This is a genomic window from Pseudomonas sp. MT92, from assembly GCF_058792515.1.
This window is the reverse complement of record NZ_JBXAFA010000016.1, coordinates 118940-132475: the sequence shown is the minus strand read 5'-3', so window position 1 is coordinate 132475 and position 13536 is coordinate 118940. Positions and strand designations below refer to the sequence as shown.

The window sequence follows — 13536 nt, the reverse complement described above, 5'->3', positions numbered from 1 at the left end:
GAGCATCAGATGCAAATTCAACCATCTGCTGCCGGCGCTGATGCCGGCACTGCCGTCATCACAACGGAACAACTCCTCGGCATGCCTGAGGACCAGTACATGTCCATTCCACAGTTGCAGTTTTTCGAATCGCTCCTGCAACGCGAGCTCGGCGAGGCCCGCGAACGCCACGGCCAAGCACGTCAAACCATTCAAGACAGACCTGCGATCAGTGACGTTTCTGACTGGGCCAGCGCTGAAGAAGAGCGAGCGTCCGCATTGAGCCATGCCGAACGAAATCAGCAGCTGTGCCGCAAAATCGCCAGGGCACTTGAGCGTATCCGCGAAGGCTCGTACGGCTGGTGTGAAGTAACTGGCGAGCCGATCGGACTCAAACGCTTGTTGCTGCGTCCCACCGCTTCACTGTGCATTGAAGAGAAGCAGCGCCAGGAAGCCAAAGAGCAGCATCACTACAAGGCACGCGGTGCCGCTTAACCATCCCCCAACCGCATGGAGCACGTCATGCTTATCGAAACCAGCAATCGCTTGCAGCGCCTTGAGCGCTGCGCCCAGGCTCTTCAACTCAGTCCTGAACCCGACGAGTCAAAGGCCGAACTTTTGACTCACATTGCCGGCTACACCACGGTACTGAAGGGTGTGGAAGCCGAGCAGACCACAATCGGAAATGCGGACGTCGTTGCCGCCGTCGTTACCATCGACGAGTTCTGCGAACTCGTCGAAAAACACACGCAGCCGGAGGCCTGAAATGTCGGTTTCTAAAACAGTTCTTCAAGGCGGTGCCCGGGCGCTTTTCAAAAAGGTGACCGACCTGTTTCACGGCAGTAGCACCCTGCAGGGTGTGGTGAGCAGCGGCGCCAAGTCGCTCAGCAAAGACTCCCCCGACAAGGCATCTACCGTCGGCGCCCTGGTCGACATGTTCAAGGACAAAGGCATCGCAATGGTCCAGGACAAACTCCTCGGCGAAACGAAATCGGGACTGTTGCGTTCCCTGCTCTCCTCAAGCTCAACCTCCGGCGGAATGTTCAGCAAAGTGGTAGGCCCGGCGCTGGCCGGCGCCGTCGCACTTCTGACCAAGGTGACGTCAGTGCTGCAGGGCCTGGGTTCAACGCCGGAGCAGAAAGCCCAGGGCACACCTCTCGCCTCGCTAATTCAACCTGCCACGGCGCCGATGCCAGTGCCTGCAGCGGGCACGCCCTTGACCGGATTGATCACTGCGGGATCAACCGTGACCATGCCTGCGGTTGACCCTGCATACACAGCCTGGGCTAAACGCGATCGACAATCTTTGTCGGAATTCACCCACACCGAAACCCAGCTACGCGAAAAAACCAACGTGATGCGCCTGCTCGAAACAGATGTGCGCAACGACCCCCACAATGCCGAGGCGAAACGATTGCTTGACGTCGTGTCGCGAGACGTCACCAAGGCGCAGGAGATGCATCACAAATCGATCGATGATCGAGTGGCCGTCGAACAGGCAGGCAAACAGTTCAATCTTCCCGAGCGCTCCGCGCAGCTCTCCTCGCCAATTCCAGCCGACTGGAACCGGCCGAAGGAGGATGCCTATATCCCTCCGTCCTGGGATCAAAACGACGGCCCTGGCCGCTAATCAGGTTGGATCGCGCGGTGGCAGCACCGCGCGTCAAACCCAAGCATCAAGTGGAGGAAGCATCGTGCGCAAGGACCCTTTAGAACACGTCAATGAAGGCGTAGAACACCAACAGGAGCCTGAGTTTGCCCCGGAAGTGGTGGCATTGCTGGAACAGGATAAGGCCCTTAATGCTGGCCAGCACTCGATCATGGACACATGGCTGGCATTAAAGGCCGAAGCCGAGCGCCATGGGTATGTCGCCCGACTCGTCCTGCCGTATGACATGGACAATCTGGAGATTGAATACACCGACCCGCAAGGCGTGCGGACCAACATATTTTCGATGCTGTTCGCCGCAGGAGAAGTGCGTACCACTCAGGATGGACTCGTGCTTTTTAACATGCCTGACGACCTCCCTGACGACATCGAAGATCCGCTGAGCTTGGTGCCCGACAGGGACACATCTAACAACATGAAAGACCAGACCGCTTTTCTACGAAGCTCAATTGAGTGGCACAAAAGAAAAGGGGAAAGACTTGGCAATGAACAGGATTTCCAAAGTGAAGATCCTCAGTTGGATCACGAGGGGCCTTGATTGGCCTCTTTTTTTGCCAATGATTAAGGACCCATCATGAGTTTCGAACAACCTTGGTTACTCACACCTGTTCAGTTCAGCGAGATCGCTTTGTTCCACGGGAGTTGCGAACCTTGGCGTACTCCAGAGCCACAAGGTGGCGGCTACGATGAGGTTTTTTGGACCGCCGAAGATCCGTTGACGGCTCAGATTTACATTCCAACATGGCACGGCGAGATGCTGTTTAGCATCGATGAATATCGGCTGGCCGAATCCATCATTCCCGATACCAGCAGTTTTCTCTGGGGTATCGCTGAGCAGCTTGGCGCGCGCGCGGTGATTCACCGCAGTGACGCCCTTGGCCGAGCAGAAAGCTGGAGCTCAACCGGGAAAGACATCACCTACGGCGATATCAAGGCACATTTGCACAGCCTGGGTTACACCGGGGCCGGCTACAGCAACGAAAATTTTCGTGTGAAAGACGCGTACAAAGCTCAGCCGGACGGTTCAAAGATCAAAGTGCCGATTCCGGCGGCGACATTCCCTCTCGGGCGCCTGGTGATGATCCCCAGACCACCACAACAGGACGATATCGACTTCAGGGAAGGCCGAGATCCAGATCTCACAGAAAAGCAGTACCACATGATCGACAGGTTCCGGGCCGCTTTCGCCCAGGGAGCACAGTCGATTCGAATCAACGATTTTTGTCAGTCACCTTACATGGGCAACGTTGGCCACACCTCGATCGGCTTTCATAGCGACACCATGAAATCGCTCAGCGACGCCGGTCTGGTCCGTATCATCCCAGCCACGCATCGAGACTTTGCGGGCAGCTGGTCGAAATATCCCGATGACTTCCTTACTGAAGACTTCCTACAGTGGCATTTCGGCGAAACAGTCAGGGCGTTAGCGCTAGGCCAGGAAGTACCGGCTGAAGTTATCGACGCTCACCAGGTCCGTCTTGATCAAGTGCTCGCCACTGCCCAGGGCGAAGATCCCTTTCTAATCACGGTTGGGCTCGACAGCCTTAATCTCCCGCAGCCTGCTGCAGGGCTGAACGATGCTCGGATCGCCGAACTGACCTGGGAGATAGAGACCAACAGTTGGCAGCAAGGCGGGAGTTTCAGCGTTAACAGCTTGGGTGGTCTTCACTATTGCGGTGAGCCCGAATTTATTGAGGCTGTAAGGCAGAAGGGTTACTGCGTCCCCGTCAAGGCGACCATGCTGGACGGTGATGGCCGCACGGTAACGTGCGCAATGATCGCCGATGCCACTGCCCTGGCACGCGAGCCGGCAGTTGTCGATCTGTCGTACCCATGATCTTTAATCGAGGAGAATCTCTGGCGACAGATCGAGGCAGCGCGGCAGGACATCGCCTGAACCGTTTCAACCTTCGTGCTGAATGCCGACAGCGAGCTTGTCGTCCCGTAGGCCGAGGAACACAGCGTGTCGCACTTTTCCGGAGGGGGTGATTTCTGCGAATTTGACCTCGCACAGTAACCGTGGCTCCAACCACACCACGCTCAAGCCCTTGCGGATCACTGGCACCCGGGTCAGCGGACAGGTGTCGCGCTGCAGCTCGACCAGGCGTACGCGCAGACCGGCCAACTTGCGGCTGCCCAGTCCGGACTGCACCCGGCCGGCATACAGAAGAACATCATCCTCATCGTGTAATGCGAGCAACAGTGATCCTATGCCCCCAGCGGCACGGGTGAAGCCCACGATGACGAACTCCTGACGGTTCGCACATTTGAGCTTGATCCAGGAGCCATCCCTTTCAGGGTTGTAGGCACTGCCTGCACGCTTGCCGACCACCCCCTCCATGCCCATCGCGCAAACATTAGCCAGAAGGTCGCGGGGATCCACATCGAAGGCTTCGGAAAAGCGCACATGCTCCAAGGGAACGCGCCCGATCAGCTGCTGCAGCAGTGAGCGGCGCCGCTCGACAGGTGCGTCGCGCAGGTCGCGCCCGTTGTGATACATCAGGTCGAACACAAAGAACACCAAGTCATCAGTCTTCCCGGAGCTGAACGCACCTTGCAATGGATGAAATATCGGGCGGCCGTCTTCGTCCTGGGCCACTACTTCACCGTCCAGCCAGGCCGTGTCCAGTTCAAGCTGGCTCAGTTCTGCGGCAATGCGGCGCAGCCGCTTTGTCCAGTCGTGGCCATTGCGAGTGAACAAGGTGACTTGGTCTCGTATCCGTGCGGTGAAACGGTAACCGTCGAATTTTATTTCGTATAGCCATTCGCCGGCAGGGGGAGCGCTGGCCAGCGCAACCAATTTAGGGGTGATCTGTTCGGGCATTGGATCAGTGCCCGATAGTTTCCGCTTGGCCATGCCCGGCTCCCATCTGCTGTCATCATCAGTGTAGATGCAACGTATAGAGCCTAGACTTCAGCGTTCTTGCAGGACTTCGATTTGGTGGCTGTGCGCAGCGTCGGCCAGCTCGCGCAGTTCCCGCGCCTCGCCGGCATCGATCAGACCTTCGGTTTTCATCATGTCGACACCACGTCGCAGTTCCTTGTGCCAGGCGTCGAGATTCCCACCAAGAATCGTGCCCGCCAGCAGTTCGTGCCAGTCGGCCAGGCGCTGGGCTTTTTCGTCGATGACGGTCATACAGGCGTTCCTTGTGGAGACGGTTGGGTAGATCGGGCCGCAGGTCTTGCTGCCGGTACAAAACCATCGCCGCCACAAACCTCACACGCCGGTTCAAGGCGCCGCGGTGCCCGGCCGTTACACCAGCAGCCATCGAACGGGGATGCGTCAACCAGCACACGAAGCGGTCGGGCTAGCGTGTGATTGCCTTCTGTTTCGGCCTTCACACAGGCCTCAAGCACGGCCCGGTATTCTTCGACGTCAGTAATCGGTGGAATCGTCATGGTTTGCATTCTCCTAATCATAAAGGGGATTTACCCTCTACCGCGCCGAGCTACATAATAGCGGTATGCGTTGCTCGACCTGGAACCACTCCCCTTTGGGCTCGTACATCGAGAACGGCAAATAAGTGTCTTCGAGCAACAAGTGCTTGAAGGCTGGGAATGCCATGTGAGGATCAAAGATCGCCAGGTCGAGTGTCGGATGCCTGAACGCAACGACCCAATGCCACTTGTTGAACGCGCCGCGCCAGTCGTCACGCACCTTGAGCACGCCCAGCCCGTGAAACTGGTCCCAACCATTCCAACGCTTCGCGTCAGAAAGCAGTCCCACACTGGCGATGGCCATGTGCATCTCCCGGGACGACGTGGAGAAAGCCGCCCTGTGCGATCGCCGTATGCCCAGTCCAATATTGATGAATTGAGCACGCGCCTCAGCAAAGCTCATTCCACTGACCATGGCCAAACACGCAACACCACAGCCGTAAGGATCGCTCTCGGTCTGCGTCAGCTTCTGAATGCCGCAGTGCAATTGCCACTGGCCAGGATCAGGGATCAACGAACAACCATTGCCCGCGAGTGGCCGCATCACCTCAGCTTGCTCTCGCAATAGGGTCATGCTCTGCAGAGAAGTATCGCCCATTATTCGCCTCCAGCGCTCTTCCGTCGCGTGGGCGCCAAATGAACGTCAGTCCAAAGTCCATGGCGAAGCCGCGAAGGTACTCCAGCGGTACGCCGGCGCTGTACTTTACCCCCTGTTCGCCAAAGTGTTTTATGACCACGGCCTTGACGCCGCCTGTGGCGGAATAAAGCCGTTCGGTAATCGCCAGCGGACCTTCAACCTTGAACATGAATTCGTTGAGAAGGCCTTCTGGGACGCCATTGGCCTCTGCCTGAATCTCTGTATCAAACCAGCCAATCATTTGGTCATCTTTGTCGAACATCTGTGATTCCCCTGGTACTCGAATAAGGTCACGATTTATTTGATATGAAGCCCATTCCCGCAGCTTGTCGACCTCGTAAAACAAGAGGGCCGGTCTACTGCCAAAGCTGTCACGGCCGATCACATAATGACCTTGCGAATCTTGGCCTGAACCCTCGTACCAATGTTGCCCTTTCGCCCAAAGAACCTGGTCAGAGGTCATGCTCTTGCACCTTCTAACTTCGAGAGTATTGTCAGTCCCAGTCATCACCCACCTCGGCCCCCATTTTCACAGCCAGCCACTCAATCATCCTGGTGCTTATGAGCTGTTCCCTCAAACGCATACGAGTCGGTCTGCTGGTGTAGGGCACTTTTGGCCACTCCACGTTGATTACGACTTTCCGCGAGGCAATCTGCTTTTTGAGCCAGGCATGCGCACGACCGACTTCACTGGAGGCTGGGATAGACGCATTCCTGTAGCCCTTCAATTGACGAAGATACAGATGGTGAATGGTTGGCTTTTTTAACCACTTGGTCAGCCCGAATTCAGCGGTAGCCAGGGAGGCACCGTTTTTCCTGAACGACACTATTCGGCTGTGTCCGCTGTAGCAATTCCCGCTGTAACCACTGACGCAATGCGACATGGCTTTGCCCTCAAGCCCCAGCTCATCAGGCAACAAAAGCTCCACTATTTCGATACCCGTGGGCTCATGCAGAAGCGCACCAGGCAGCATCGAAATCCAAGGTCGATCGCCTTCGTCCGGATTTGCTTCGTCGTCCTTTGACAGCTCCAGACTCAACCGCGCCTGAACCTCGTGCCACTCCGCACTGACATTCAGCAGACGCTTGAGGGTCCACTTGGAAGCCGGGGCGCTATCAAAGCGCAACTTATGCAATTCCAAGTCACGGAGATCGGCGGTTCGCCCGCAAATCTCTGTCCACTCACTTGCCGACCAAGCGGGCAATCCCGCAAGAAACGGGACAATCTGCTCCCGACCGAACATCCACCCAAGATCAGTTGGCAGACGCCAGAATAACTCGCGCCAGGCTGACCACTCAGACTTCCCGCTTGGTCGGCGATTACCCAGTTCAAACCCGCGAAGCACCACCTGCAGCGGATTAATCCAACCGTTACTTCCGATATGCGTGAGAGCGGAACCTACATGCCGAGGAGACATGCGGCCGGCTGATTTGATGAACGACTCAGAGCGCTCATAAAACAATGCCAGCTGAGGGGCGATGCTCTTACCCTCATCCACACCCACCCCCACCGATTCAGCAAAGGCTCTCCCCTCAGCGATCTCACTTATCCCGTGTCGGAACTCATTATTGTGGCTGCTGAGCACCACGATCGGGAGGATGACCGGATACGCCCGGATTGCCTGGATTCTCCGTTCCACGTCACCGGCGGTGATCCAGTTGTACACGGTCGCCGTTGGGCATCCTATTCCACGAATTGCGCGCAGAGCATCTGGGTTGAGAAAGCTGCAGAAGCGTTTCAATACGCCTGCACTCATCCTCATGTAGTACGCCCTGCGCGGTCGCGCATAACGCATGTCCCGTGTCGGCCCCTCATTGATCCCTACGCACACGTCTCCGTACATTGCTCGATAAGCCAGCTCGCCGAAGGCCTTGCTGTAGGTCGTCAGACTGTCAAATGAGTTGACGGGCTCAATGACCTCCTCGCATGCCTTCTTGATTTTTCTGATGATCCTCTCAGGCCCGAACTCATCGGGATTCGACATAGGCAAATCAATGAAGGCCTCGCCGTACTTCATTCGGTTGCGCCTAACCTTTTTCGGGATCAATTTTCGGGAGTGGATCCGCTTGCCATCGAACAGGTACACAACGTCCTCAAACCGACACGCCGCGTGCACCACCCCTTTGATCTCGGCCGAGATACACCAGAATCGCCATTCGCGGCAGCGCGTCACGTACCGAAGTATGAAGCGTTCCCTCGCAGGCCCTTTCACCTTGAAGTGGTCTGCCCAGGTTCGGGCCACCGCTGCGATCTTATCTTCCGGCTGCGTGGCAACACCGTTGAAGCTCGACTCGAACTGCGGGGTAAGACCGCCCGATACATCCATCATTTCTTGATCGCCCTCAGAAGTGACCAGGCCACTCACCACGACCAAGTCCGTGTCATCGAAGAGAAGGACTGTGTTCGTACGCGACTGCCATCACGAAATCATAATTTTAGATAGTCGATGCTATATTATCGACACTATCAAATAATTATTTTGGTGACCAGCGATGGCGGTGTACGTCGACGACATGCGAGCGCCCTTTGGGCGGATGGTGATGTGCCACATGGTGGCCACGACTGACGAAGAGCTTCATGCAATGGCCGCCGCGATCGGCGTCGCTCGCCGCTGGCACCAGGCCCCACCCAGGCACGCGAGTCACTACGACATTGCACTGAGCAAAAGGCAGCTCGCCATCAAAGCCGGCGCGATCGAGATAACCTGGAGGGAGGCAGGGACGATGATGATGCGACGGCGGATTACCGGATCGATGGGGGAACCGCATGAGGCCTATGAGTGGTGCATGAACTATCGCCATACAACTGCCACAGCCCCCGCATTGCAGAGTCCATCCCCAGAACAGTTATAGGTAACCCGGTTTTGAGGCTTTGTTTTTTACTATTTCATCGCACTCATATCATGATTTTTCCGGCTAGGCCGATCAGTAGGGCTTGTATCGGAAACCATTATCCAGAAAGGCAAACTCAATTGAATTCACCCGAGTACTTCAACCCAACAACCAATCAGAATCTCAAGTCCAATCGCTTCGCCGAGCATTGGAGTATTCTGTGCCTACTACTAGCTCCGCTGGCCTATTTTGGCTATCGATATATCGCTGATCATGTTTCCGTGCTAGCAGGCGCGATGCTTTATTACGCATACAGCATCCCTATTGTGTACGCACCCGCCCTTGTGTTTCTAGGAATGATGTTCTTCATCCAAAAGAAAGTCCTATTTCGCGAGTTAACTCTTGTTGGCAATTTCTGTTGGAAGGACCTTGTTTACGGTCTTTCGGCGGTGACCATCCTTTATGTCGCGGTGTATCTAACGGCGCACCTGCTGGGCAATCCCCGAGAGCCGAGCATGGTTTTGTTATACGCCTTCAAAACCAATTCTCAGATTGCCATTCTGCTGTTCACCGTCTTATTGCTTCCCCCCATTGTTGAAGAATTACTGTACCGGCACTTCATTCTGACGAGTGTTCCGGTATTCAAGGGAAAAGTCACACCAGCACTCGCGATACTGATCACCGCCGCATTGTTTTCTCTGGTGCACAAGTATGAGTACCAACTAACTTACATTTCCCTATTTCTGGTGGGCATTATATTTGGAGTCGCCAGAGTTCGTTCGAAGGGCTTGCTCCTACCGATTATGCTTCACATGTACGCCATCGGATTCGTGCTGCTGGGCGACCAGGTTGCCAAACATATCGAGATCGCTCAACAACTGGGCCGCTGATCCCGCCCCGAACACACGCAGGACTAGGACGGCGCAAAGAACCGCGGGTGTTTAGCGTTGAGCACAACACGACACAAGGATTATCCTCCACTTAGCCCTGCAGCATCCCGCTGAAAGGGCTGACCAATGAGGCCTTAAACATGATGAAAGATGGCGTAATTGAACACTGCGAAGCCGGTATCAACACGGTGTGCGACACGATATTGCTGCTAACCGCAGCCGGCCAGAAAGTCGAGCACGCTGTGGAAGCAGCCCGGATTCTCACCCTGCAGTCGGTGAAAGATACCCTGGAAGAGAAACTCGGCAACCGAAGCGCATCGGAGATCACCCACACCCTGGCGAAGGAAACCGCTCAGGCTCCCGCACCAACCCCTCAGCCCCAGACCGTAGATTGATCTGCAGCACCGGCCGGGAGATCACAGATTGCAGGCGATCTTCCGAGCCGACCATCGCCTAACCTCATGATTCTGGGCGTGCAACCAATTTGAGAAGAAGTAAACCCCCGCTTTTGCCTTGATCACCCTCCGGCCGCGTAGCGGCGCGTTACATGGCCTGGCGCAGCCAGGCGACTACACATACCAAAAAATACAATGTGGTCTGGGCAACCTTTTTAGGTCGGTCTGGACAACCTCATTTGGGCATTGAAATCAATCCAGCTCTCCTGATCGACTGGGGCAACCTCTACCTGGTCTTCATCGACAAACCAGAATGCATGCCGCGGGGGACGGCCAAAAGTAAAGTGCACACGCGCACGCCCTTCGATCATCTCAGCCTTCATCACGCTCACCTCTGGCCACAGTACCTGGGCGATCTCTGCGGCCTCATCCAGGACAGCCTGCACCAAGGCCCGATTGCCGGTGAATTTTTCCTCGCAGGCAGATGTGCAAAACACTTCACTGCCGCTGACAACCAACTTATCGACGGCTGTGATCATCTCTCGGCAGCAGAAGCACTGCGCGCTGAGTCCATGCTCCACCATGACCGACCAAGGAATCCGGCCAGACTGCGCATATTGATCAGCCCAAGGCGCTCGCTTGCATTCGGCTGAACCGTCCGGGCCCGAACAGACCAACGCAGAGAGCATCTCACGAGCTTGGTTTGTTGAAATGGCGAACACCACTTCGCGCTGCTGGCCCGTAGCCTCGTAGGCGAGGAGCAGGCTTTTTGATTTAGCCATGGACGAAACTCGCGGGGGGCGATGAGAGCGGCGACGATCCAAGGATCCGGGCTGAGTGTACCGACATAGTGTCTCCAATGGGCCTAACGGGAATTTTGGCGGCTACGCCTATCCATGCCAATGCTTTCGTGTATGCTAAAGCATATACGTTATTTTGTCCGCCCGTAAGAGCAAGTCCGTGAGATCCGAGGAGACAACGATGGCCACAAAGGCCCAGTTTGACGACGCCGCCAAACGTTTACTTGGCGAAGAAAAGTATTCCAACCTGCTCAACTCAGGATTTACACGCCCAGATTTCTGCCGGGAAATTGCCCAGGATGAATTCGTGGCCAACTTGTTCGAAACCCCAACGAAGCAGGTTGATCTTGAAACTATTCGCTACGTTGCTGATCGCCTCTGGAAAGGTGATGGCTGCACCGGGCTAACTGAATAGGGAATAATCCCCTGCACACAGTGCCGTGACCACTAGGAATACCCTCATGAGCAAGCAGCCTCCTCCGCTATCGTGGCGCATTACACCCGAACAGGTACTGGAAGCGTTGCGCTTTTACGGCGGCAAAGAGCTACAGGCAGAACAGACCAAGCTTTCCAGTACGGCCACGCAGCTTGAAAAGCTCAACACCGGAAAACTTGCCCAGTTTCTCGATCAAGATGAACGAGAAACTATCCAGCGCGCCGCGAAGCTGGTTCGCGAGTTGAATATTCGCGTGGAGCATGCCAAGGAGATCAAGGTTCGCGAGGAGAAACGCCTGGAGCGTGAGCGCGAAGCCTATTACGCCGCGGCCACCCGAGCAGTCAATGGACGCTTCCCGGGAATACCCACAGATGCCGTGGATTTACCGGAAAGGTTACTGGTCATCATCGAGCTTCACCTGGGCCTGTTCGAATGCAACTTTCTGGATGGTTACTATGCAGGCGATTTGACTGCACGCTTTGTTAGAAACTTTGACCGCTGGCAAAACGGACGCGACTCACTGCTTTATTTGGTAAATACATCCCTCTCCGAGATCAAGCGCGACCTTGAGGATCGCTTGCATTACGTGCGGTCCCGAACGCCTGATCCAGCTTTAGCGTTACAGGAAATGCTGGAGGCTGCGAGAGCGAAGCGTGACCAGGTACGCGCAAAGAATCTCGCATTGTTTGACCGCATCGAGCATTTGCTGGCCATCGAAAAAGCAGACAACGTGGAACGGCTACCAATGCGAAACAAACCTGGCGGTCGGGGTGCATGATCAGTCCGTAGTCAATGACGCCCGCCGGCAGATAACTCACCAGGCAGATGACCCTTTCAATTCTCCATCTGGTGATCAAGGGCCATGAATTGGTCCGCCGTTGACTCCAGGAAGCACGACTGGCGGAAAAAACCTTCAAGGCTGTGCAACGCATAGTCTGCCTCAAAGTGTGTATCAACCCCGAGCTCCAGGCGATGAAGAACGGCCTCGGCAGTGCGCAGCGTGACCAGCTCGAACTCACCTGCAGGGCTCTTGTCCTTAACTGAGTCGACCAGGTCCTGGACTTTCTGTCGAACTCCTCTGTATTGCCCGGCGCGGGCTTCCATCACCGCAACTTCCTCGCTCCCGTTAAATCTTCGAAAAAACTCGTCCGAAGTAGCCGCCGATAGTCCGGGCAATGCGCGGCCGAGGGCTTTCTTGGCCATGGCCATGCCGTAACCCGCCTCCTGCGCCGTGAAGTTCTCTCGAAAGGTGAACCCGTGCAATGTTGCAGCGCCAATCAGCAAAATACTGTGCGCCAAGTGCCCATAAATCCCTTCCGTGCTGAGCGCTCCGCCATTCGAGCGTCGGTCCAGACGAAATGACTGGCCGCGCTCACTATCAACGCCGTTCAACTCGATCGCTACAGGCAGCGCGTCAAACCCATCTCCAAGCCCCGGAGGCAGTGTCCGGTCAAAGGCTTCCTCTGCTTCCATCCGTCGCCCGCCGCAGTCCCCCACGGGAATCGATGGGCTATGCGTGAGAAGCAACGAAACGCCAAAACAGAAGGCGTTCCACTCCGCCGGCCGGATCGGCTGATTAAAGGACCAGCTCATGCTCACGTTCATACCCCTCCTAAAATCTTCTTTCGCAATTGCAATAGGATAACTAAGCAACTATAGTTTCGAAGCATAGCGCTGGCATGAAAAAAACGGAAGAATGGCCCGGGCGATTTTCAGCCCATCATCTGGAGTAAGGCATGTTCAACACCCCCAACGATTCGGGCGTACCAGAAAAAACGGATGACAAGGCGGTCATGCACTCTCCGCCCCGGAACGATATCGCCACTGCCCGCAACGAAGCGTTCGAACTGGCTATCCAGTACCTCGAAGAAATGCGCCGCGGCTTTCTCGCCCATGCAGAACACATCAAGTCTTCCAACATGAGCCCGGAATTTCATTCTTCGGCCATGGCTTCAGCAACCAAACATGCTGAATTCGCTGAGGATATTCGCCGCATCAGTCGCGGCGAACTGCCGGTGTATGGCTCGCCGAAATACAAAGCAGATCTCCAGACCAAACTGATGAGCAAAACTTCATGAAAGGCTTAATCCCCCTACTCATCCTCTTTTTTTACGCGGTGTCCGCCGAGGCGCAGGCAAACGCGTACAACCCTACTTCGCAAGTCGAGGACCTGGCACTGCAGTACGCACAAGCGCGTTGCGGAGAGATCCAGGCCGGTTCTGGCGAAATCCGGGCTAACAACAACGACAAACTGCACTGCCAGTATTTGCAGGAGATGCTCGTATCCCCCTGCAGCAACCAAGGTGCCTGTGCTGACTACAGCACTTGGGTTAATCAGTTGAACCCCGCCATTTCGCCGAATGACCGAAACTTTGATGAACTCCTGAAACAACGCGGGACTGACTTTCGTCGCTCCCTCTCCCCCCACAAACGCTGATAGCGGCTTTCGCCAAAGGAATT

Annotated in this window: 19 protein-coding genes; 12 read left to right on the top strand and 7 right to left on the bottom strand. The window is 55.7% G+C overall.

All coding sequences use genetic code 11. The features are described from left to right. Positions 1–9 precede the first annotated feature (9 nt). The 5 genes from AC1Q6D_RS26855 (at position 10) to AC1Q6D_RS26835 (ending at position 3485) form a co-directional block, all read left to right on the top strand. Entirely contained in the window at positions 10–474 is a 465-nt protein-coding gene (locus AC1Q6D_RS26855) for a TraR/DksA family transcriptional regulator (RefSeq protein ID WP_102594749.1), read from the top strand. A 27-nt stretch (positions 475–501) separates the two neighbouring features. Continuing rightward, the gene (locus tag AC1Q6D_RS26850) at positions 502–744 is read left to right on the top strand and encodes a hypothetical protein (protein WP_102594750.1); all 243 of its coding nucleotides are present in this window, start codon (positions 502–504) and stop codon (positions 742–744) included. 1 nt (position 745) lies between these two features. Next, the gene (locus AC1Q6D_RS26845) at positions 746–1609 is read left to right on the top strand and encodes a hypothetical protein (RefSeq protein ID WP_102594751.1); all 864 of its coding nucleotides are present in this window, start codon (positions 746–748) and stop codon (positions 1607–1609) included. Positions 1610–1673: 64 nt separating this feature from the next. Continuing rightward, on the top strand, positions 1674–2186 hold the full coding sequence (locus AC1Q6D_RS26840) for a hypothetical protein (RefSeq protein WP_102594752.1): 513 nt from the start codon (positions 1674–1676) through the stop codon (positions 2184–2186). Between the two features lie 36 nt (positions 2187–2222). Continuing rightward, a complete protein-coding gene (locus AC1Q6D_RS26835) occupies positions 2223–3485 on the top strand; it encodes a hypothetical protein (RefSeq protein ID WP_102594753.1) in 1263 nt (420 codons plus the stop codon). Between the two features lie 66 nt (positions 3486–3551). Here AC1Q6D_RS26835 and ligD read toward each other — a convergent pair whose 3' ends face one another. The 5 genes from ligD to AC1Q6D_RS26810 form a co-directional block, all read right to left on the bottom strand. After that, entirely contained in the window at positions 3552–4472 is a 921-nt protein-coding gene (ligD, locus tag AC1Q6D_RS26830; protein ID WP_492618487.1) for a non-homologous end-joining DNA ligase, read from the bottom strand. A gap of 90 nt (positions 4473–4562) precedes the next feature. Then, a complete protein-coding gene (locus AC1Q6D_RS26825) occupies positions 4563–4784 on the bottom strand; it encodes a hypothetical protein (protein WP_102594755.1) in 222 nt (73 codons plus the stop codon). Positions 4785–5084: 300 nt separating this feature from the next. Further along, positions 5085–5684 carry a hypothetical protein gene (locus tag AC1Q6D_RS26820; RefSeq protein WP_256580226.1) on the bottom strand — a complete coding sequence of 200 codons (600 nt, stop codon included), beginning with the start codon at positions 5682–5684 and terminating at the stop codon, positions 5085–5087. Next, positions 5635–6186, bottom strand: a complete 552-nt coding sequence (locus AC1Q6D_RS26815) for a hypothetical protein (protein ID WP_102616862.1) — start codon at positions 6184–6186, stop codon at positions 5635–5637. Before AC1Q6D_RS26815 ends, AC1Q6D_RS26820 begins: the two co-directional genes overlap by 50 nt. 31 nt (positions 6187–6217) lie before the next feature. Further along, a complete protein-coding gene (locus AC1Q6D_RS26810; RefSeq protein WP_146012982.1) occupies positions 6218–8089 on the bottom strand; it encodes a PcfJ domain-containing protein in 1872 nt (623 codons plus the stop codon). Positions 8090–8216: 127 nt separating this feature from the next. On the opposite strand from AC1Q6D_RS26810, the gene AC1Q6D_RS26805 reads away from it, so the two are divergent. The 3 genes from AC1Q6D_RS26805 (at position 8217) to AC1Q6D_RS26795 (ending at position 9840) form a co-directional block, all read left to right on the top strand. Further along, entirely contained in the window at positions 8217–8576 is a 360-nt protein-coding gene (locus tag AC1Q6D_RS26805; protein ID WP_102594758.1) for a DUF4031 domain-containing protein, read from the top strand. A 119-nt stretch (positions 8577–8695) separates the two neighbouring features. Then, positions 8696–9445: a CPBP family intramembrane glutamic endopeptidase gene (locus tag AC1Q6D_RS26800; RefSeq protein WP_158243830.1), complete on the top strand. Its 750-nt coding sequence runs from the start codon at positions 8696–8698 to the stop codon at positions 9443–9445. A 140-nt stretch (positions 9446–9585) separates the two neighbouring features. Next, complete coding sequence (locus tag AC1Q6D_RS26795) at positions 9586–9840, top strand: hypothetical protein (protein ID WP_102594760.1); 255 nt, start codon at positions 9586–9588, stop codon at positions 9838–9840. 215 nt (positions 9841–10055) lie between these two features. Here AC1Q6D_RS26795 and AC1Q6D_RS26790 read toward each other — a convergent pair whose 3' ends face one another. Further along, positions 10056–10622 (bottom strand): hypothetical protein, encoded by a 567-nt coding sequence (locus AC1Q6D_RS26790; RefSeq protein WP_102594761.1) that lies wholly within the window; start codon positions 10620–10622, stop codon positions 10056–10058. A 199-nt stretch (positions 10623–10821) separates the two neighbouring features. Here AC1Q6D_RS26790 and AC1Q6D_RS26785 point away from each other — a divergent pair, with 199 nt between their 5' ends. Continuing rightward, the gene (locus AC1Q6D_RS26785; protein WP_102594762.1) at positions 10822–11055 is read left to right on the top strand and encodes a hypothetical protein; all 234 of its coding nucleotides are present in this window, start codon (positions 10822–10824) and stop codon (positions 11053–11055) included. 46 nt (positions 11056–11101) lie between these two features. Beyond that, positions 11102–11854: a hypothetical protein gene (locus AC1Q6D_RS26780; protein WP_102594763.1), complete on the top strand. Its 753-nt coding sequence runs from the start codon at positions 11102–11104 to the stop codon at positions 11852–11854. Positions 11855–11910: 56 nt separating this feature from the next. Here AC1Q6D_RS26780 and AC1Q6D_RS26775 read toward each other — a convergent pair whose 3' ends face one another. Continuing rightward, positions 11911–12681, bottom strand: coding sequence for a hypothetical protein (locus tag AC1Q6D_RS26775; RefSeq protein WP_102594764.1), 771 nt, complete (start codon positions 12679–12681; stop codon positions 11911–11913). A gap of 131 nt (positions 12682–12812) precedes the next feature. On the opposite strand from AC1Q6D_RS26775, the gene AC1Q6D_RS26770 reads away from it, so the two are divergent. Then, positions 12813–13154 carry a hypothetical protein gene (locus AC1Q6D_RS26770; protein WP_102594765.1) on the top strand — a complete coding sequence of 114 codons (342 nt, stop codon included), beginning with the start codon at positions 12813–12815 and terminating at the stop codon, positions 13152–13154. Further along, entirely contained in the window at positions 13151–13513 is a 363-nt protein-coding gene (locus AC1Q6D_RS26765) for a hypothetical protein (protein WP_102594766.1), read from the top strand. The genes AC1Q6D_RS26770 and AC1Q6D_RS26765 overlap by 4 nt, the downstream gene beginning before the upstream one ends. The last annotated feature ends 23 nt before the right edge of the window (positions 13514–13536 follow it).